At 71.5% G+C, this 17,655-nt stretch carries 13 protein-coding genes; 9 read left to right on the plus strand and 4 right to left on the minus strand.

Annotated elements, in window-relative coordinates; translation table 11 throughout:
• The first annotated feature begins 81 nt into the window (after positions 1-81).
• Positions 82-942, plus strand: coding sequence for a bifunctional DNA-formamidopyrimidine glycosylase/DNA-(apurinic or apyrimidinic site) lyase (gene mutM, locus E5082_RS04785; protein WP_135789981.1), 861 nt, complete (start codon positions 82-84; stop codon positions 940-942).
• Here the strand turns inward: mutM and E5082_RS04790 are convergent.
• Together E5082_RS04790 and E5082_RS04795 are read right to left on the minus strand one after the other, a co-directional pair.
• Positions 915-1,316, minus strand: coding sequence for a winged helix-turn-helix transcriptional regulator (locus tag E5082_RS04790; RefSeq protein WP_135789982.1), 402 nt, complete (start codon positions 1,314-1,316; stop codon positions 915-917). The genes mutM and E5082_RS04790 overlap by 28 nt on opposite strands.
• Before the next feature lie 84 nt (positions 1,317-1,400).
• Complete coding sequence (locus E5082_RS04795) at positions 1,401-2,456, minus strand: CAP domain-containing protein (protein WP_135789983.1); 1,056 nt, start codon at positions 2,454-2,456, stop codon at positions 1,401-1,403.
• A 180-nt stretch (positions 2,457-2,636) separates the two neighbouring features.
• Between E5082_RS04795 and E5082_RS04800 the strand changes: the two genes are divergently transcribed.
• The 4 genes from E5082_RS04800 to E5082_RS04815 all read left to right on the plus strand — a co-directional run bounded on the left by E5082_RS04800 (position 2,637) and on the right by E5082_RS04815 (position 8,929).
• Complete coding sequence (locus E5082_RS04800; protein ID WP_086694401.1) at positions 2,637-2,918, plus strand: acylphosphatase; 282 nt, start codon at positions 2,637-2,639, stop codon at positions 2,916-2,918.
• Positions 2,919-3,296: 378 nt separating this feature from the next.
• Complete coding sequence (locus E5082_RS04805) at positions 3,297-3,500, plus strand: hypothetical protein (protein WP_086694400.1); 204 nt, start codon at positions 3,297-3,299, stop codon at positions 3,498-3,500.
• A 221-nt stretch (positions 3,501-3,721) separates the two neighbouring features.
• Positions 3,722-7,285 carry a chromosome segregation protein SMC gene (smc, locus tag E5082_RS04810; RefSeq protein ID WP_135789984.1) on the plus strand — a complete coding sequence of 1,188 codons (3,564 nt, stop codon included), beginning with the start codon at positions 3,722-3,724 and terminating at the stop codon, positions 7,283-7,285.
• Between the two features lie 225 nt (positions 7,286-7,510).
• Positions 7,511-8,929 (plus strand): sugar porter family MFS transporter, encoded by a 1,419-nt coding sequence (locus tag E5082_RS04815; protein WP_135789985.1) that lies wholly within the window; start codon positions 7,511-7,513, stop codon positions 8,927-8,929.
• A 1,157-nt stretch (positions 8,930-10,086) separates the two neighbouring features.
• On the opposite strand, the gene E5082_RS04820 is transcribed toward E5082_RS04815, so the two are convergent.
• Entirely contained in the window at positions 10,087-11,538 is a 1,452-nt protein-coding gene (locus E5082_RS04820; protein ID WP_135789986.1) for a cytosine permease, read from the minus strand.
• A 180-nt stretch (positions 11,539-11,718) separates the two neighbouring features.
• Here E5082_RS04820 and ftsY point away from each other — a divergent pair, with 180 nt between their 5' ends.
• Complete coding sequence (gene ftsY / locus E5082_RS04825; protein WP_135789987.1) at positions 11,719-12,924, plus strand: signal recognition particle-docking protein FtsY; 1,206 nt, start codon at positions 11,719-11,721, stop codon at positions 12,922-12,924.
• Positions 12,925-13,014: 90 nt separating this feature from the next.
• On the opposite strand, the gene E5082_RS04830 is transcribed toward ftsY, so the two are convergent.
• On the minus strand, positions 13,015-13,677 hold the full coding sequence (locus tag E5082_RS04830; protein WP_135789988.1) for a bifunctional DNA primase/polymerase: 663 nt from the start codon (positions 13,675-13,677) through the stop codon (positions 13,015-13,017).
• Between the two features lie 459 nt (positions 13,678-14,136).
• Here E5082_RS04830 and nsdA point away from each other — a divergent pair, with 459 nt between their 5' ends.
• The 3 genes from nsdA to E5082_RS04845 all read left to right on the plus strand — a co-directional run bounded on the left by nsdA (position 14,137) and on the right by E5082_RS04845 (position 17,649).
• Positions 14,137-15,615, plus strand: a complete 1,479-nt coding sequence (gene nsdA / locus E5082_RS04835) for a transcriptional repressor NsdA (protein ID WP_135789989.1) — start codon at positions 14,137-14,139, stop codon at positions 15,613-15,615.
• Between the two features lie 358 nt (positions 15,616-15,973).
• Positions 15,974-17,314 (plus strand): ammonium transporter, encoded by a 1,341-nt coding sequence (locus E5082_RS04840; RefSeq protein ID WP_135789990.1) that lies wholly within the window; start codon positions 15,974-15,976, stop codon positions 17,312-17,314.
• Positions 17,311-17,649, plus strand: a complete 339-nt coding sequence (locus E5082_RS04845; protein ID WP_086694274.1) for a P-II family nitrogen regulator — start codon at positions 17,311-17,313, stop codon at positions 17,647-17,649. Before E5082_RS04840 ends, E5082_RS04845 begins: the two co-directional genes overlap by 4 nt.
• The last annotated feature ends 6 nt before the right edge of the window (positions 17,650-17,655 follow it).

Genomic DNA, 17,655 nt, shown 5'->3' on the forward strand with positions numbered 1-17,655 from the left:
CGAGCACATCCCGAGCGCCCGCCCCCGTCCGTCGGGGGCGGGCGCTCGGTTCTTCCCAACGGTTCCCACAGGGGGTTGTCGATGCCCGAGTTGCCCGAGGTCGAGGTTGTCCGGCGGGGGCTGGAGCGGTGGGTCGGCGGGCGTACCGTCGCCGAGGCCGAGGTCCTGCATCCGCGTGCGGTGCGGCGGCACCTGGCGGGGGCCGACGACTTCGCGCACCGGCTGAAGGGGCACCGGTTCGGGACGCCCAGCCGGCGCGGCAAGTACCTGTGGCTGCCGCTCGCGGACACCGGGCAGTCCGTCCTCGCCCACCTGGGGATGAGCGGGCAGTTGCTGGTGCAGCCGCACACGGCGCCGGACGAGAAGCACCTGCGGGTACGGGTCCGGTTCGCCGACGAGCTGGACACCGAGCTGCGCTTCGTGGACCAGCGCACCTTCGGCGGGCTCTCGCTGCACGACAACACCGCCGAGGGCCTGCCCGACGTGATCGCGCACATCGCCCGCGATCCGCTGGACCCGGTCTTCGACGACGAGGTGTTCCACCAGGCCCTGCGGCGCAAGCGCACCACGATCAAGCGGGCCCTGCTGGACCAGTCGCTGATCAGCGGCGTCGGCAACATCTACGCGGACGAGGCGCTGTGGCGCTCCCGCCTGCACTACGAGCGCCCCACGGCCACCTTCACCCGCCCGGTCACCGCCGAACTCCTCGGCCACGTACGGGACGTGATGAACGCGGCCCTCGAAGTCGGCGGCACCAGCTTCGACAGCCTGTACGTCAACGTCAACGGCGAGTCCGGCTACTTCGACCGCTCCCTGGACGCCTACGGCCGTGAGGGCCTGCCCTGCCGCCGCTGCGGTACGCCGATGCTGCGGCGCCCGTGGATGAACCGGTCCAGCTACTTCTGCCCGAAGTGTCAGCGGGCGCCGCGCGTCTCGTCGTAGCGGGCGCGGGCGGCGAGGACCTCGTCCATGGCGCCCTCCACGCAGTGGATGAGCGCGAGCAGCCGCTCGGCGACCCGGCGGCCGAGGTCGGTGAGTTCGTAGTCCACGCGGGGCGGGTTGACCGGCTGCGCCTCCCGGTGCACCAGCCCGTCCCGCTCCAGCGCCTGCAGCGTCTGGGACAGCATCTTCTCGCTGACCCCGTCCACCCGCCGCCGCAGCTCATTGAACCGCAAGGACCCCTCGTACAACGCCCCCAGCGCCAGCCCGCCCCAGCGCCCGGTGACATGCTCCAGCGTCCCCCGCGACGGACAGGCCCTGGCGAACACGTCGAAGCCACACTCCACGCCCGCCGACTCCTGAATGCTCCCGCTCATACCGTCAGGGTAGGCGAGGGGTGCGCTAACCGCCAGGTTGCACTAACCGGGGGTTAGTGGGCGGGGTGCGGGGTGAGCAGCGGGTCAGTAGCCGAAGTCCTGGGTCCACCAAGGGCCGCCCGGGGCCAGGTGGACGCCCACGCCCAGGGTCTTGAAGTCGCAGTTGAGGATGTTGGCGCGGTGGCCGGGGCTCTTCATCCAGGCGTCCATGACGGCCGCGGCGTCGGTCTGGCCGCGGGCTATGTTCTCGCCGCCGAGGCCCTTTATGCCGGCCTTCGCGGCGCGGTCCCAGGGGGTGGCGCCGTCGGGATCGGTGTGGTCGAAGAAGCCGCGGGCGGCCATGTCGCCGCTGAGCGCCCCGGCGAGCTCGGTGAGCGCCGAATCGGCCGCGACCGGGGTGCAACCGACCTTCGCCCGCTCGACGTTGACCAGCCGCAGCACCTCCGCCTCGGCTGCCGCCTGCGCGGACACGGTGACGGGGGCGGAGGCCTCGGGGGCCTTCGGCCCATGGGCCTTCGACCCGGAGGCCGGCGCCTTGGTATGCGACTTGCCCGGCTTCGGGTCGGGCTCGGGGTCGGCGGCCGGCTTGGACGGAGCCGGCGTGGTGGGTGCCGGGGCCTGCGAGGTGGGGGCCGACGCCGGGGCGGACGGGGCCGGGGACGCCGGGGTCGTGCTCTGCTGTCCGCCGGTGGCGGGGGAGCCGGGGGTGCTCGGGGTGTCCGCGCTGCCGGAGGCACCGCCCTGCTCGCTGGCCGCGTTGCCGGGGACGCCCACCGCCTGCACGGTCTCGCCGGGACCGCTGCTGGTGCCGCCGCCGAGCCGGTAGTTCTGCAGACCGGGCACCGCGCCGGTGGCGACGGCCGCCGTGCCGAGGGCGACGGCGGCGGAGACGCCCAGCAGCCCCGTACGCACCGGGGTGGCGGCCTTCTTGGCGCGCCGGTGGCCGCGCTGCTTCGAGCCCACCGTCGCGGCGAAGTCGGCCTCCAGGGCCCGGCGCTCGTCGTCGGTGGCGTACAGATAGTCCGTGCTGCGGGCCGCGGTCGCCGCGTACGCCTGCGGCCGCTGGTACGACGCGGTGCCCCTGGGTTCGTACGACTCCGGCCCCGTGGTCGCGGTGCCGGATCGTCGATGGCGTCCCATGCCCTGCCCCATTCCTCGTTCTCGTCGGTCGGCCGACGCCGGGTCGCGGCGGATTCCCCCCGGCCGGTCCAACTCACTCGTTCGAGTGAGTTTCAGATGAGAGTCATTGGACCGGGACGGTACCGCATGCCACTGGGGCAGGGTGTGCCTCGCGGGACATCGGGCGGTTAGGTTGCAGCCATGAGTGAGGAAGTACGGCTGGTGGCCTGGGTGCGCGGACAGGTCCAGGGAGTGGGTTTCCGCTGGTTCACGCGTGCCAGGGCGCTGGAGATCGGCGGGCTGAGTGGTTTTGCTCTCAATCTGGCCGACGGACGGGTCCAAGTGGTCGCGGAGGGGCCCCGTGACGGCTGCGAGGGGTTGCTCGACTGGCTCCAGGGCGCCGACACGCCCGGACGGGTCGACGGTGTCACCGAGATCTGGGACACACCCCGCGGGGGATACGACGGCTTCGCCATTCGCTGACCCGGCGCCTCCGATACCCTTCCGGACCCTCTCCGCAGGGTGCCGCGCGGGGCCCCCGGAGCGAAAAGAGGCTGGTGGTTGCCAAGAACGGCTCCACGTGGCAGGCTCGCGAGTACACCTGATCGTCACGCCCCGAGGGCCCCGTACAAGCAGCAGCGCCGCCGTCCACCGGCCGCGCGCCATGGGTTCGCCCCCCAATACGGGGTGTGATCGTGTTGACCGTCAAACTTTTTGGTGAGACGCTGAAAGCCCCGCGCATCTTGGCTGTTTGGCATGACGAACGGCAGTGCAACACCAGCGTGTGCCAGGCATGCCGGGTGCGAATCCCTCACGACCCAACCGCTTCGGTTGGTCACTCAGTGTGGAGGACCATCCATCATGGCAAAGGCGCTTCTCGGTTACGTCGGCGGCTCCGACCCGCGACTCCTCGCCGAGATGCGACGGCTCCAGCAGCGCGTACAGGATCTGGAATCCGAGCTGACTCGGATCCAGTCGGAGAACGACGCACTGGCGGCTGCCGCTTCTCAGGACAGGATCATGGAGAGCATCGACGCACACCAGGCGGAGCCGGCGCTCACCTGATCACTGCATCGCTCCACGACAGCAGTCGCTCCACCCAGGCCCGGACGGCGAGGCCCGCCTGTCCGAGTCCACAGGGACGCTTCGGCGTCCCTCAGTTCTTTCCCCCGCGCAGCCTTTCAGCCTCTTCAACAAATGATGTGCCCTTCGTGCACTTGGGCGAAACCGTGGGGTTGCGAGTGTTCATGGAGTGAGATACCGCCTGCCCGGTAAAGTCCGGATGCGTGCATCTCAAGGCCCTGACCCTCCGCGGCTTCAAGTCGTTCGCCTCCGCGACCACGCTCCGCTTCGAGCCGGGCATCACGTGCGTCGTCGGCCCGAACGGCTCGGGCAAGTCCAACGTCGTGGACGCGCTGAGCTGGGTCATGGGCGAGCAGGGCGCGAAGTCGCTGCGCGGCGGCAAGATGGAGGACGTCATCTTCGCCGGCACCACCGGCCGTCCGCCGCTGGGCCGCGCCGAGGTGTCCCTCACCATCGACAACTCCGACCGCGCGCTGCCCATCGAGTACGCCGAGGTCACCATCACGCGGACGATGTTCCGCAACGGCGGCAGCGAGTACCAGATCAACGGCGACACCTGCCGTCTGCTGGACATCCAGGAGCTCCTCTCCGACTCCGGCATCGGCCGCGAGATGCACGTCATCGTCGGCCAGGGCCAGCTCGACTCCGTGCTGCACGCCGACCCCATGGGCCGGCGCGCCTTCATCGAGGAGGCCGCGGGCGTCCTCAAGCACCGCAAGCGCAAGGAGAAGGCGCTGCGGAAGCTGGACGCGATGAAGGCCAACCTCGCGCGCGTGCAGGACCTCACCGACGAACTCCGCCGCCAGCTCAAGCCGCTCGGCCGCCAGGCCGCCGTCGCCCGCCGCGCCGCCGTCATCCAGGCCGACCTGCGCGACGCCCGCCTCCGCCTCCTCGCCGACGACCTCGTACGGCTCCGCCAGGCGCTCGGCGCCGAGATCGCCGACGAGGCCGCGCTGAAGGAACGCAAGGACACGGCCGAGCGCGAACTGCGCCAGGCCCTCCAGCGCGAGGCCCGCCTCGAGGACGAGGTGCGCCGGCTCGCCCCCCGCCTCCAGCGCGCCCAGCAGACCTTCTACGAGCTGTCCCAACTGGCCGAGCGGGTACGCGGTACCGTCTCGCTCGCCGAGGCCCGCGTCCGCAGCGCCACCTCCGCGCCTCCCGAGGAACGGCGCGGCCGCGACCCCGAGGACCTGGAGCGCGAGGCCGCGCGCGTCCGCGAGCAGGAGGCCGAGCTGGAGGCCGCGCTGGAGGCGGCCCGGCACGCCCTCGACGACACCGTGGCCCATCGCGGTGAACTCGAACGCGCGCTCACCGCCGAGGAACGGCGCCTGAAGGATGTCGCGCGGGCCATCGCCGACCGCCGCGAGGGCCTCGCCCGGCTGTCCGGCCAGGTCGGCGCCGCCCGCTCCCGCGCCGCCTCCGCCCAGGCCGAGATCGACCGCCTCGCCGCCGGCCGCGACGAGGCCCGGGAACGCGCGGCCCACGCCCAGGAGGAGTACGAGACCCTCAAGGCCGAGGTCGACGGTCTCGACGCGGACGACGCCGACCTCGCGGACCGGTACGAGTCGGCCAGGCTCCGGCTCACCGAGGCGGAGGCCGCGCTCGGTGCCGCCCGCGACGCCGCCACCGGCGCCGAACGCGAACGGGCCGCGCTGCGCGCCCGGCACGACGCCCTCGCCCTGGGCCTGCGCCGCAAGGACGGCACCGGCGCCCTCCTCGCCGCCCGCGACCGCCTCACCGGCGTCCTCGGCCCCGCCGCCGAACTCCTCACCGTCACTCCCGGCCACGAAACGGCCCTGGCCGCAGCCCTCGCCACCTCCGCCGACGCCCTCGCCGTCACGACTCCGGCCGCAGCCGCCGAAGCGATCCGCCACCTCCACAAGGAGGAGGCGGGCCGGGCGTCACTGCTGGTCGCGGGGGGACCGGGGCCGGGTGAGGAAGGTAGTTCCGCTCCCGCCCCCGGAGGGCACCCCTTCGCTGCCGACCTCGTGCGAGCCCCCCTCGAGCTGATGCCGGCCGTGCGGCGGCTGCTGCGGGGGGTCGTCGTGGTGGGGACATTGGAAGAGGCGGAGGCGGTGGTGTACGCCCGGCCCGAGTTGGTCGCGGTGACCGCCGAGGGAGATCTGCTCGGGGCGCACTTCGCGCAGGGCGGGTCGGCCGGGGCGCCCAGTCTGCTGGAGGTGCAGGCGGCCGTGGACGAGGCGGCCGGCGCGCTGGCGGAGCTGGCCGTGCGGTGCGAGGAGTTGGGGCGGGTGCAGGAGGAGGCGGCCGGGACACGGGCCGATGCCGCGGCGCTCGTGGAGGAGCTGGGGGAGCGGCGGCGGGCCGCCGAGCGGGAGAAGTCGGCCGTCGCCCAGCAACTCGGGCGGCTCGCCGGGCAGGCGCGCGGGGCGGCGGGGGAGGCCGAGCGGTCCGCGGCGGCCGCCGAGCGGGCGCGGGAGGCGCTGGAGCTGGCCGTCGCCGAGGCGGAGGAGCTGGCCGAGCGGCTGGCCGTCGCCGAGGAGATGCCGGCCGAGGAGGAGCCGGACACCTCCGTACGCGACCGGCTCTCCGCCGACGGGGCCAACGCGCGGCAGACCGAGATGGAGGCGCGCCTCCAGGTCCGTACGCACGAGGAGCGGGTCAAGGGGCTCGCGGGGCGGGCCGACTCGCTGGACCGCGCCGCCCGCGCGGAGCGCGAGGCACGTGCGCGTGCGGAGCGGCGGCGGGCCCGGCTGCGCCACGAGGCGGGGGTCGCCGGGGCGGTCGCGGACGGTGCCCGGCAATTGCTGGCCCACATTGAGGTGTCCCTCGCCCGCTCCCGGCGCGAGCGCGACGCCGCCGAGGCCGCGAAGGCCGTACGCGAGCGGGAGTTGGCCGACGCGCGCGGTACGGGGCGCGAACTCAAGGCGGAACTCGACAAGTTGACGGACTCGGTGCACCGGGGCGAGGTGCTCGGCGCGGAGAAGCGGCTGCGGATCGAGCAGCTGGAGGCCAGGGCGCTGGACGAACTCGGGGTCGAGCCGGAGGGGCTCGTCGCGGAGTACGGCCCCCTCCAGCCGGTGCCGCCCTCGCTCCCGGCGGAGGGTGAGGAGCTGCCGGAGGACCCCGGGCACCCCCGTAACCAGCCGCGCCCCTTCCACCGCGCCGAGCAGGAGAAGCGGCTGAAGGCGGCCGAGCGGGCCTACCAGCAGCTGGGCAAGGTGAATCCGCTGGCGCTGGAGGAGTTTGCGGCGCTGGAAGAGCGGCACAAGTTCCTCAGTGAGCAACTGGAGGACCTCAAGAAGACGCGGGCGGATCTGCTGAGGGTGGTGAAGGAGGTCGATGAACGGGTCGAGCAGGTCTTCACCGAGGCGTTCCGGGACACCGCCCGCGAGTTCGAGGGCGTCTTCTCCCGGCTCTTCCCCGGTGGGGAGGGGCGCCTGGTGCTGACCGACCCGGACGACATGCTGGCCACGGGTGTGGACGTGGAGGCGCGGCCGCCGGGGAAGAAGGTGAAGCGGCTGAGCCTGCTGTCCGGCGGGGAGCGGTCGCTGACGGCCGTCGCCATGCTGGTGGCGATCTTCAAGGCCCGCCCCAGCCCGTTCTACGTCATGGACGAGGTCGAGGCGGCCCTGGACGACACCAATCTCCAGCGGCTGATCGGGATCATGCGGGAGCTGCAGGAGAGTTCGCAGCTCGTCGTGATCACGCACCAGAAGCGCACGATGGAGGTGGCCGACGCGTTGTACGGCGTCTCGATGCAGGGTGACGGTGTGTCGAAGGTCATCTCGCAGCGGCTGCGCTAGCCGGCTTCCAAGATCACATACGTGTGCGTTTACTTCTTGAACAACATCGACGCGTACGTATCTCTTAAGTCACAGGCATGCAGGTATTGACTTCGAAACTTGAAGGCATAGTCTCTGCAACGTTGCTTTTACCTTCAGGTGTAAGTGGCGCCAAGGTGTGCGCCACTGGAACCTGGAAGGGCTCGCCCCCACCCGGCAGCGTTGCCGTGGCCCGAGGAGTTACACGTGACCAGCACAGCGCAGGCACCCCAGCCAGGAGCCGGGACGGCTCACCCCGAACATCTCGGGCACGTCATCTTCATCGCGGCCGCGGCCGCGATGGGCGGTTTCCTGTTCGGCTACGACAGCTCCGTGATCAACGGCGCCGTCGAGGCCATCCGGGACCGTTATGACGTGGGCTCCGCCGCCCTCGCCCAGGTCATCGCCATCGCGCTGATCGGCTGCGCCATCGGTGCCGCCACCGCCGGCCGCATAGCCGACCGGATCGGCCGTATCCGCTGCATGCAGATCGCCGCCGCCCTCTTCACCGTCAGCGCGGTGGGCTCCGCCCTTCCGTTCGCGCTGTGGGACCTCGCCTTCTGGCGCATCATCGGCGGTTTCGCCATCGGTATGGCCTCGGTCATCGGCCCGGCGTACATCGCCGAGGTCGCCCCGCCTGCCTACCGCGGGCGGCTCGGCTCCTTCCAGCAGGCCGCGATCGTCATCGGCATCGCCGTCTCGCAGCTCGTCAACTGGGGCCTGCTGAACGCCGCCGGCGGCGACCAGCGCGGCAAGCTGATGGGCCTCGAGGTCTGGCAGGTCATGCTGGGCGTCATGGTGGTCCCGGCCGTCCTCTACGGCCTGCTCTCCTTCGCGATCCCCGAGTCCCCGCGCTTCCTGATCTCCATCGGCAAGCGTGAGCGCGCCCGCGAGATCCTGGCCGAGGTCGAGGGCAAGGGTGTCGACCTCGACGCGCGTGTCAACGAGATCGAGCACGCGATGAAGTCCGAGCACAAGTCGTCCTTCAAGGACCTGCTCGGTGGCAGCTTCTTCTTCAAGCCGATCGTCTGGGTGGGTATCGGCCTCTCGGTCTTCCAGCAGTTCGTCGGCATCAACGTCGCGTTCTACTACTCCTCCACGCTGTGGCAGTCGGTCGGTGTCGACCCGTCCGACTCGTTCCTCTACTCCTTCACGACGTCGATCATCAACATCGTCGGCACCGTGATCGCCATGATCTTCGTGGACCGCATCGGCCGTAAGCCGCTGGCCCTCATCGGCTCGGTCGGCATGGTCGTCGGTCTCGCGCTGGAAGCCTGGGCGTTCTCGTACCACCTCGTCGACGGCAAGCTCCCCGCCACGCAGGGCTGGGTCGCCCTCGTCGCCGCCCACCTCTTCGTCCTCTTCTTCGCCCTCTCCTGGGGCGTGGTGGTCTGGGTCTTCCTCGGCGAGATGTTCCCGAACCGGATTCGCGCCGCCGCCCTCGGTGTCGCCGCGTCCGCGCAGTGGATCGCCAACTGGGCCATCACCGCGAGCTTCCCGTCGCTGGCCGACTGGAACCTCTCCGGCACCTACGTGATCTACACGATCTTCGCCGCGCTCTCCATCCCCTTCGTCCTGAAGTTCGTGAAGGAGACGAAGGGCAAGACCCTGGAAGAGATGGGCTGACCGCCCTCCATTACCCGAGGAGAAGGGCCAAGTCCCCGCTGCCCCTCTCCTCGCACCTCCACCGCCCCCACCCCGGCCACTGCCGGGGGTGGGGGCGGTGTTGTTTCTGGGGGTGGTGGTGCGGTGCGCGTTGCGGGTTCTGGCCGGTGCCCGGTGTGTGCGCCGGCGCGCGGATGGGGGAGCCGATGCCTGTGCGGGGGCGGTGCCTCGCTGGTGCGCTTATGAGGGGTCGACGCCCGTGGGTATGAGCCGGTGCCCTGTTGGGTGGCTGGGTTTTACGACGCGGGGGGCTTGGGCTGGCGCGCGGCTGGGGGGGGCGGGCCGACGCCAGGGGTGCGGGTCGGCGTTCGATGGAGTGGCCGGGCTCTCCAGCGGGGCGCTGCTCGCTGGGCCTGGCTCCATCCGCTGTGCTCAGAGGGCCGGGGTTCCCGCTTGCCACGGGTACGCGGGCCGGTGGCGCCGGTTCGCTTCCTGCGCCCGGCGGCCCGGGGTCCGCGCCGTGCCGCCGTACGCCCCGCACGGCCGACGCGGTCGACGGAACCTCCGAGCCTCCGTACCCGGCCTTGGCCTGGCCGGACGGGCAGCCACCTTCGGCCGGGCCAGCCGTGAGGCTGGGCGTGGGGGCCGACCGACAGCGCGGTCAGCCTGGCCAGGCGACCGGCGCCGGCTTCATGAGGCTGGAGCAGCCGTGGGTCGACACGCCCGGCACCGGCCGTGGGTGCCGGGACCTGGCTGGATCGCCGTGACTGCGGGCCACCCCCTGGTGGCGGGGGCATTCGACGCACCACCTCGAACCCGCGTACTCGGCACAAGCTGACGGCCTCGGCCCCGGCCCTGGTGGCAGGGCCGTCGGTCCAGTCGGCGGAGTCGGGTGTCCGGCCCCCGCCCTGGTCGGCAGGGCCGTCGGTCCAGTCGGCGGAGTCGGGTGTCCGGCCCCCGCCCTGGTCGGCAGGGCCGTCGGTCCAGTCGGCGGAGCCGGGTGTCCGGCCCCCGCCCTGGTCGGCAGGGGCGCTGGTCCGGTGGCCGTGAGCCCCCTGGCTTCCCGGGCGGCGGAGGAGCGGTCCGACCGGCCTTCCGGCCCTGGCGCCGGCGGCGCCGCCACGCGGGGCACCGCATGCCGAAGGCCCCCTCCGGGGAGGGGGCCTTCGGGGATGAGGTCAGACCGTTGCCGGGATCTGGGCCTCGGCCGGAGCCGGGGTGGGGGTCGAGGGGGTGATCCGGGGCTTCGGGAGGGCCAAGTACAGCGCGGCGGAGATGACGATCGCTGCGATCCAGCCCAAGCCGTACTCGCCGATGGGGTTGTTCTTCGCCAGCGGGCCGGTGAACCAGTCCGACGTGGTGAAGAGGAGGCCGGAGACCAGGCCGGTGGCCCAGGAGGCGACCGCGGCGGGGGAGAAGCCGGCGCGGTACCAGTAGGCGCTGGTGGGGGTGGTGTCGGCGAGAGCGCGGGGGTCGTACTCCTTGCGGCGGAGCATGTCCGCGCCGAAGACGCCGGTCCAGGCGGAGAAGGCGACCGCGAGCATGGAGAGGAAGGCGATGAAGGAGCCCATGAAGCTGGACGCCACCAGCATCAGCACACCGCCCAGCGCCAGCGAGATCACCGCGTTGACGGAGACCGCCCAGTGGCGCGGAACCCGGAAGCCGAGGGTCTGGGCGGTGAAGCCGGCCGAGTACATCGACATCGAGTTGATCAGCAGCATGCCGACTACCGCGATCAGCAGATACGGCACGGCGATCCACAGCGGCAGGATCGTGCCCAGGAAGGACACCGGGTCGGAGGCCGAGGCCAGATCCGGCGTAGCCACCGCCATCACCGCGCCCATCAGCACCAGCGGCAGCACGACGATGCCCGCCCCGCCGACGGTCTGCCCGACGATCGCCCGCGAGGAAGCCGTACGCGGCAGATAGCGGGTGAAGTCCGGCGCGGACGGAATCCAGCTCACCCCGCCCGCGGCGATCATGCCGACCGCGGTGATCAGCGAAGCCGTCGACCCCGCGCCGCCGTGCAGGACGCGCGACCAGTCGGTGTGCACGGCCAGGTACGCCAGCACCAGCACCGAGAAGACGCCGAAGAGATACGTCGCGTACTTGCTGCACTTCTGCACCGCGTTGATCCCGAGCCCCGAGATCACGAACGTGGCGATCACGAAGAGCAGCAGCGTGACCATGTCCAGCACGCCGTTGGCCTTGATGCCCAGCGCGAGGTCCAGGATGGTGAGCAGCGCGTACGCACCGGTCACCGCGTTGATCGTCTCCCAGCCCCAGCGCGCGACCCAGATCAGCGAACCGGGCAGCAGATTGCCGCGCTGGCCGAAGACCGCCCGCGACAGCGCCATCCCCGGCGCCGCGCCGCGCTTGCCGGCGATCCCGATCAGCCCGACCAGGCCGTAGGAGATGACGGGAGCGACGGCCGCGACCACGAGGGCCTGCCAGAAGTTCAGGTGGTACGCCACGACCAGGCTCGCGCCCATCGTGAGCAACAGGACGCTGATGTTGGCCCCCACCCAGGTGGGGAAGAGTCCGCGGGTGCGCGCGGTGCGTTCGTGATCGGGGACCGGCTCGATGCCACGGGTTTCCAGCGCGCCCTCGCGCGCGGCCGTCTTGCTCATGGAGGGGGAGTGTCCTAGCGGTGGGGGACGAGGACGACGGGCTCGACGCGCGGAGCGGAGCCAGGAGTCATCGTAGTTTAATCCGACTCCACCACCCCTGTGGCATTTGTCTCCTGGAGGAAATGCCAGGAGCGTGGAAGCCCTTTCGTCGGATACCCCATGGCCGATACTGGTCGGGTTATGGAAACCATCATCCTTGCTGTAGTCATCGCCGTGGTCGTGCTCGGCGCGCTCGGCGGGCTCCTCATCACCAGCAGGCTCAAGAAGCCGCTGCCGCCGCCCCCGCCGTCGAAGCCCGACCTGACCGCGCCCCCGGCCGAACCGCACGTCGGTGACGAGGCCGAGACCCCGCGCGACGAAGAACGCCGGACCATCGAGGAGGTGGACCTGCCGGGCGGCGGCGCCCCCGCCACCGTCGAGGAGCCCCCCGCCGCCGAGAAGGCTCCCGAGATCGAGATCCCGGAGCCCAGCGCCGGACGTCTGATCCGGCTGCGCAGCCGCCTCTCCCGCTCCCAGAACGCCCTCGGCAAGGGCCTGCTCACGCTGCTCTCGCGCGAGCACCTGGACGAAGACACCTGGGAGGAGATCGAGGACACCCTCCTCACCGCCGACGTCGGCGTCCAGCCCACCCAGGCACTGGTCGAGCGGCTCCGTGAGCGGGTCAAGGTGCTCGGCACCCGCACCCCCGAGGAACTGCGCGGCCTGCTCCGCGAGGAGCTGCTGAAGCTTGTCGGCACCGACATGGACCGCGAGGTCAAGACCGAGCCGGAGAGCCGCAAGCCCGGCATCGTGATGATCGTCGGGGTCAACGGCACCGGCAAGACCACCACCACCGGCAAGCTCGCCCGCGTCCTGGTCGCCGACGGCCGCAGCGTGGTCCTCGGCGCCGCCGACACCTTCCGCGCCGCCGCCGCCGACCAGCTCCAGACCTGGGGCGAGCGCGTCGGTGCCTACACCGTGCGCGGTCCGGAGGCCGGCGACCCCGCCTCCGTCGCCTTCGACGCGGTGAAGGAGGGCAAGGAGATGGGCGTGGACGTGGTGCTCATCGACACCGCCGGCCGTCTGCACACCAAGACCGGTCTCATGGACGAGCTGGGCAAGGTCAAGCGCGTCGTGGAGAAGCACGCCCCGCTGGACGAGGTGCTGCTCGTGCTCGACGCCACCACCGGCCAGAACGGCCTCGTGCAGGCCCGCGTCTTCTCCGAGGTCGTGGACATCACCGGCATCGTGCTCACCAAGCTCGACGGCACCGCCAAGGGCGGCATCGTCATCGCCGTGCAGAACGAGTTGGGCGTCCCGGTCAAGCTCATCGGCCTCGGTGAGGGCCCCGACGACCTGGCGCCGTTCGACCCGGAGGCGTTCGTCGACGCGCTCCTCGGTGACTGACCCCCGTCACCCCGCCCGCGACCACGCCGAAGCGCCCGCCCCCAGCAGAACCGGGGGACGGGCGCTTCGCCGTACGAGGAGTTCGCCGCGCTACGCCGGTGCGGCCGAGCGGTGCGCCACATAGGCCAGCGTGCCCAGCAGCAGCCGGGCCGCCGGAGGGCGCGTCGCCCCGTCCAGCACCGGCGGCCGGAGCCAGCGCACCGGGCCGAGGCCGCCCCGGTCGGAGGGCGGGGCGGTGATGTACGTACCCGGACCGAGGCCGCGCAGATCCAGCGCCCCGGGGTCGTCCCAGCCCATGCGGTAGAGCAGGTGGGGCAGCTCGGCGGCGGTACCGGGGGCGACCAGGAAGTGCGCGCGGCCCTCAGGGGTCGCGGTGACCGGACCGAGGGGCAGCCCCATCCGCTCCAGCCGCACCAGCGCACGGCGCCCCGCGGCCTCCGCCACCTCGATCACGTCGAACGCCCCGCCCACCGGCAGCATCACCGAGGCGCCCGGCACCTCGGCCCACGCCCGGCTCGCCTCGTGCAGCGTGGCCCCGGCCGGCAGCCGGGGCGCGAAGTCCAGCGGATGCGCGCCCGGCTCCGGGCAGTCGGCACGCCCGCAGGAGCAGGCGCCGCCCGAGGCACGCGCCCCCGGCACCACGTCCCAGCCCCACAGGCCGGTGAACTCGGCGGCCGTGGTGCATTCCGGCGTGCGGCCGCGCCGACGCGTGCCGGAGCGGATCTCCCGGATGCCGCCGATCGTGAAGCCCATGCCCCCTCCAACGGGTACAGCGCGCCGGTGGTTACGAAACGGAGCGAGAGGGATGCGGAACGTGACTCCTCGACTCCCGCTTTCCCTCACCTCTACCGGGACAAGGCGGCGCATCGCGGCACGAACGGTGGTGAACGGGGCTTCGCGCGCCCCTATGCGCTTCCCTCCGCCCACTGTCGAACGTCCGGTGTCAAGTGAAGCGCGCGGTGGTCATCGTGAGTTCATTCGAAGGGGTGGCGAATGGTGGCGTTTCAGGGATCGCCGTGGCTGGAAGGGTGATCGTGGGATTACTGTGAGTGTGCGAGTCCCAGGGGCACATGCACTCATGGGTATGCCGGAGGCAAGTCGTCAGCTCGTTCGAAGGGTGAGAACCACCGGACGCGCGGCCCGGTCCACCGGCATTCTGATAGGGCTTGGCGCATCCGGCGACAGGTGGATTCAGGGAATGGGGGCGTTCCAGTGGGCGGCAACGGCGGTGGCGGGACGAACGCTGACAAGCGCCCCAACGACCTGCTCGGCTCGTGGTTCGTGCGCAGCGGCTGGTCCAAGGGGGAGCTGGCCCGCCAGGTGAACCGCCGGGCCCGGCAGCTCGGCGCCAACCACATCTCCACCGACACCTCGCGGGTCCGCCGCTGGCTGGACGGCGAGAACCCGCGCGAACCGATCCCGCGCATCCTCTCCGAGCTGTTCTCCGAGCGCTTCGGCTGCGTCGTCTCCGTCGAGGACCTCGGCCTGCGCGTCGCCCGTCAGTCGCCCTCCGCGTCCGGCGTCGACCTGCCCTGGACCGGCCCGCAGACCGTCGCGCTGCTCAGCGAGTTCTCCCGCAGCGACCTGATGCTCGCCCGGCGCGGCTTCCTCGGCACCTCCCTCGGCCTCTCAGCGGGCCCCGCGCTCATCGAGCCCATGCAGCGCTGGCTGGTCCCCACCCCCTCCTCGCCGGCCCCGCCCGAGCCCGACCCGCTGCACGAACCCCGCAGGCCCGGCCGGCTCTCCCGCCCCGAGCTGGAGCTGCTGGAGTCCACCACCAAGATGTTCCGCCAGTGGGACGCCCAGTGCGGCGGCGGCCTGCGCCGCAAGGCGGTCGTCGGGCAGCTGCACGAGGTCACCGACCTCCTCCAGGAGCCCCAGCCCGAGAACACCACCCGCAAGCTGTTCAAGGTCGCCGCCGAACTCGCCGAACTCGCCGGCTGGATGTCGTACGACGTGGGACTCCAGCCCACCGCGCAGAAGTACTTCGTGCTCGCCCTGCACGCGGCCAAGGAGGCCGGGGACAAGCCGCTCGGCTCGTACGTGCTCTCCAGCATGAGCCGCCAGATGATCCACCTCGGCCGCCCCGACGACGCCCTCGAACTCGTCCATCTCGCCCAGTACGGCAGCCGGGACTGCGCCAGTCCCCGCACCCAGTCCATGCTGTATGCGATGGAGGCCCGCGCCTACGCCAACATGGGCCAGCCCGGCAAGTGCAAGCGGGCCGTCCGCATGGCCGAGGACACCTTCGCCGACGCCGACGACTGGGACGAGCCCGACCCCGACTGGATCAGGTTCTTCTCCGAGGCCGAGCTGCACGGCGAGAACTCGCACTCCTTCCGCGACCTCGCCTACGTCGCCGGCCGCAGCCCCACCTACGCCTCGCTCGCCCAGCCGCTGATGGAGCGCGCCGTCGACCTGTTCGCCAAGGACGGCGAACACCAGCGGTCCTACGCGCTCAACCTGATCGGCATGGCCACCGTGCACCTCCTCCAGCGCGAGCCCGAGCGGGGCAGCGCCTACGCCTCCCAGGCCATGGAGACCGCCCGCAAGGTCCGCTCGGAGCGGGTCAACACCCGCATCCGCAAGACGGTCGGCGCGGCCGTGCGGGACTTCGGGGACCTCTCCGTCGTCGTCGACCTCACCGAACAGCTCGCCGTCGACCTCCCGGAGAGCGCCGACGCGGGCTGAGAGGCACGCCCCACCCCATGCCCCGGCCGCGGCCGGTCCTCCCGAACTGCCCGACTCGGCTCCCCCATGCCAGGTCATCGAGAGGCCGTACGCGGCCGGTTCACGTATGCCCCCATCCGCCTGTCGCTACGGCGAGCCCGGCGCCGGTTGCGCCACGATAACGACCGGTGTGCCCGGCAGCGGGCAGTTCATGGAGGCGTAACACGCCAGGTGCCTTCGTCACCCCCGCGAAACAGCCGGGGGCCCCGGTCGAAACCGCGCTGCGCCAGTCTCTGGCGCATAACCGGCCCACCCCTCACTTGACCGGACCGCTCAGGCACCGCCCGCACGGGGCCGTACAACCGATGAGGAGACGCCGATGGCAGCAGCCATCACGCTTGCCGCGGAGGCACCCGAACTGTCCTCCGCGAACACAGGCTTCATGCTGATCTGTTCCGCCCTGGTGCTGCTCATGACACCGGGCTTGGCCTTCTTCTACGGAGGCATGGTCCGCGTCAAGAGCACCCTCAACATGCTGATGATGAGCTTCATCAGCATCGGCATCATCACGCTCCTCTGGGTGCTCTACGGCTTCTCCCTGGCCTTCGGCTCCGGCTCCGCCTTCATCGGGTGGAACGCCGACTGGCTCGGACTGAGCAATGTCGGGCTGACGGAACTCTGGCCGGGCTACACCATCCCGGTGTTCGTCTTCATGGTCTTCCAGATGATGTTCGCCATCATCACCCCCGCCCTGATCAGCGGAGCCCTCGCCGACCGGGTCAAGTTCTCGGCCTGGGCCCTCTTCGTCGCCCTGTGGGCCACGGTCGTCTACATCCCGGTCGCCCACTGGGTCTGGGCCTCCGACGGCTGGGCCTTCAAGCTCGGCGTGATCGACTTCGCGGGCGGCACCGCCGTCCACATCAACGCCGGTGCCGCCGCCCTCGGCGTCATCCTGGTCATCGGCAAGCGCGTCGGCTTCAAGAAGGACCCGATGCGCCCGCACAGCCTGCCCCTGGTCATGCTCGGCGCCGGACTGCTGTGGTTCGGCTGGTTCGGCTTCAACGCCGGCTCCTGGCTGGGCAACGACGACGGCGTGGGCGCCCTGATGTTCGTCAACACCCAGGTCGCCACCGCCGCCGCCATGCTGGCCTGGCTCGCCTACGAGAAGATCCGGCACGGCGCCTGCACCACGCTCGGCGCCGCCTCCGGCGCCGTCGCCGGACTCGTCGCCATCACCCCGTCCGGCGGTGCCGTCTCCCCGCTCGGCGCGATCGCCGTCGGCGTCATCGCCGGAGTCGCCTGCGCCGCCGCCGTCGGGCTGAAGTTCAGGTTCGGCTACGACGACTCCCTCGACGTCGTCGGCGTCCACATGGTCGGCGGCATCGTCGGCTCCCTGCTCATCGGCTTCTTCGCCACCGGCAAGGGCCAGTCCGACGCGGCCGGCGTCTTCTACGGCGACCACTCCTTCGACCAGCTCTGGAAGCAGTGCGCCGGCGTCTTCGCCGTCCTCGCCTACTCCCTGCTGGCCTCCGCCGTTCTCGCCTTCCTCCTCGACAAGACCCTCGGCATGCGGGTCCCCGAGGACGAGGAGGTCTCCGGCATCGACCAGTCCCAGCACGCCGAGACCGCGTACGACTTCAGCGGCACCGGCGGCGGAGTCGTCGGCGGCTCCACGGCCCAGGCGCTCGCCGCCGCGAAGAACAAGAAGGTGGACGCATGAGGCTCATCACGGCGGTCGTCAAGCCGCACCGGCTCGACGAGATCAAGGAAGCCCTCCAGGCGTTCGGTGTCCACGGACTCACCGTCACCGAGGCCAGCGGCTACGGCCGCCAGCGCGGGCACACCGAGGTCTACCGGGGCGCCGAATACACCGTCGACCTCGTCCCCAAGATCCGCATCGAGGTACTGGCCGAGGACGAGGACGCCGAACAGCTGATCGATGTCCTCGTCAAGGCCGCCCGCACCGGCAAGATCGGGGACGGCAAGGTCTGGTCGCTGCCCGTCGAGACCGCCGTCCGCGTCCGCACCGGCGAGCGCGGCCCGGACGCGCTCTGACACGAG

It is taken from the genome of Streptomyces griseoluteus, assembly GCF_004784465.1.
GTDB classification, from domain to species: Bacteria; Actinomycetota; Actinomycetes; order Streptomycetales; family Streptomycetaceae; genus Streptomyces; species Streptomyces griseoluteus.

Coding starts and splice junctions, on each gene's coding strand:
- mutM (WP_135789981.1), top strand. CDS start 82: ATGCCCGAGTTGCCCGAGGTCGAGGTTGTCCGGCGGGGGCTGGAGCGG.
- E5082_RS04790 (WP_135789982.1), bottom strand. CDS start 1,316: ATGAGCGGGAGCATTCAGGAGTCGGCGGGCGTGGAGTGTGGCTTCGAC.
- E5082_RS04795 (WP_135789983.1), bottom strand. CDS start 2,456: ATGGGACGCCATCGACGATCCGGCACCGCGACCACGGGGCCGGAGTCG.
- E5082_RS04800 (WP_086694401.1), top strand. CDS start 2,637: ATGAGTGAGGAAGTACGGCTGGTGGCCTGGGTGCGCGGACAGGTCCAG.
- E5082_RS04805 (WP_086694400.1), top strand. CDS start 3,297: ATGGCAAAGGCGCTTCTCGGTTACGTCGGCGGCTCCGACCCGCGACTC.
- E5082_RS04820 (WP_135789986.1), bottom strand. CDS start 11,538: ATGAGCAAGACGGCCGCGCGCGAGGGCGCGCTGGAAACCCGTGGCATC.
- ftsY (WP_135789987.1), top strand. CDS start 11,719: ATGGAAACCATCATCCTTGCTGTAGTCATCGCCGTGGTCGTGCTCGGC.
- E5082_RS04830 (WP_135789988.1), bottom strand. CDS start 13,677: ATGGGCTTCACGATCGGCGGCATCCGGGAGATCCGCTCCGGCACGCGT.
- E5082_RS04840 (WP_135789990.1), top strand. CDS start 15,974: ATGGCAGCAGCCATCACGCTTGCCGCGGAGGCACCCGAACTGTCCTCC.
- E5082_RS04845 (WP_086694274.1), top strand. CDS start 17,311: ATGAGGCTCATCACGGCGGTCGTCAAGCCGCACCGGCTCGACGAGATC.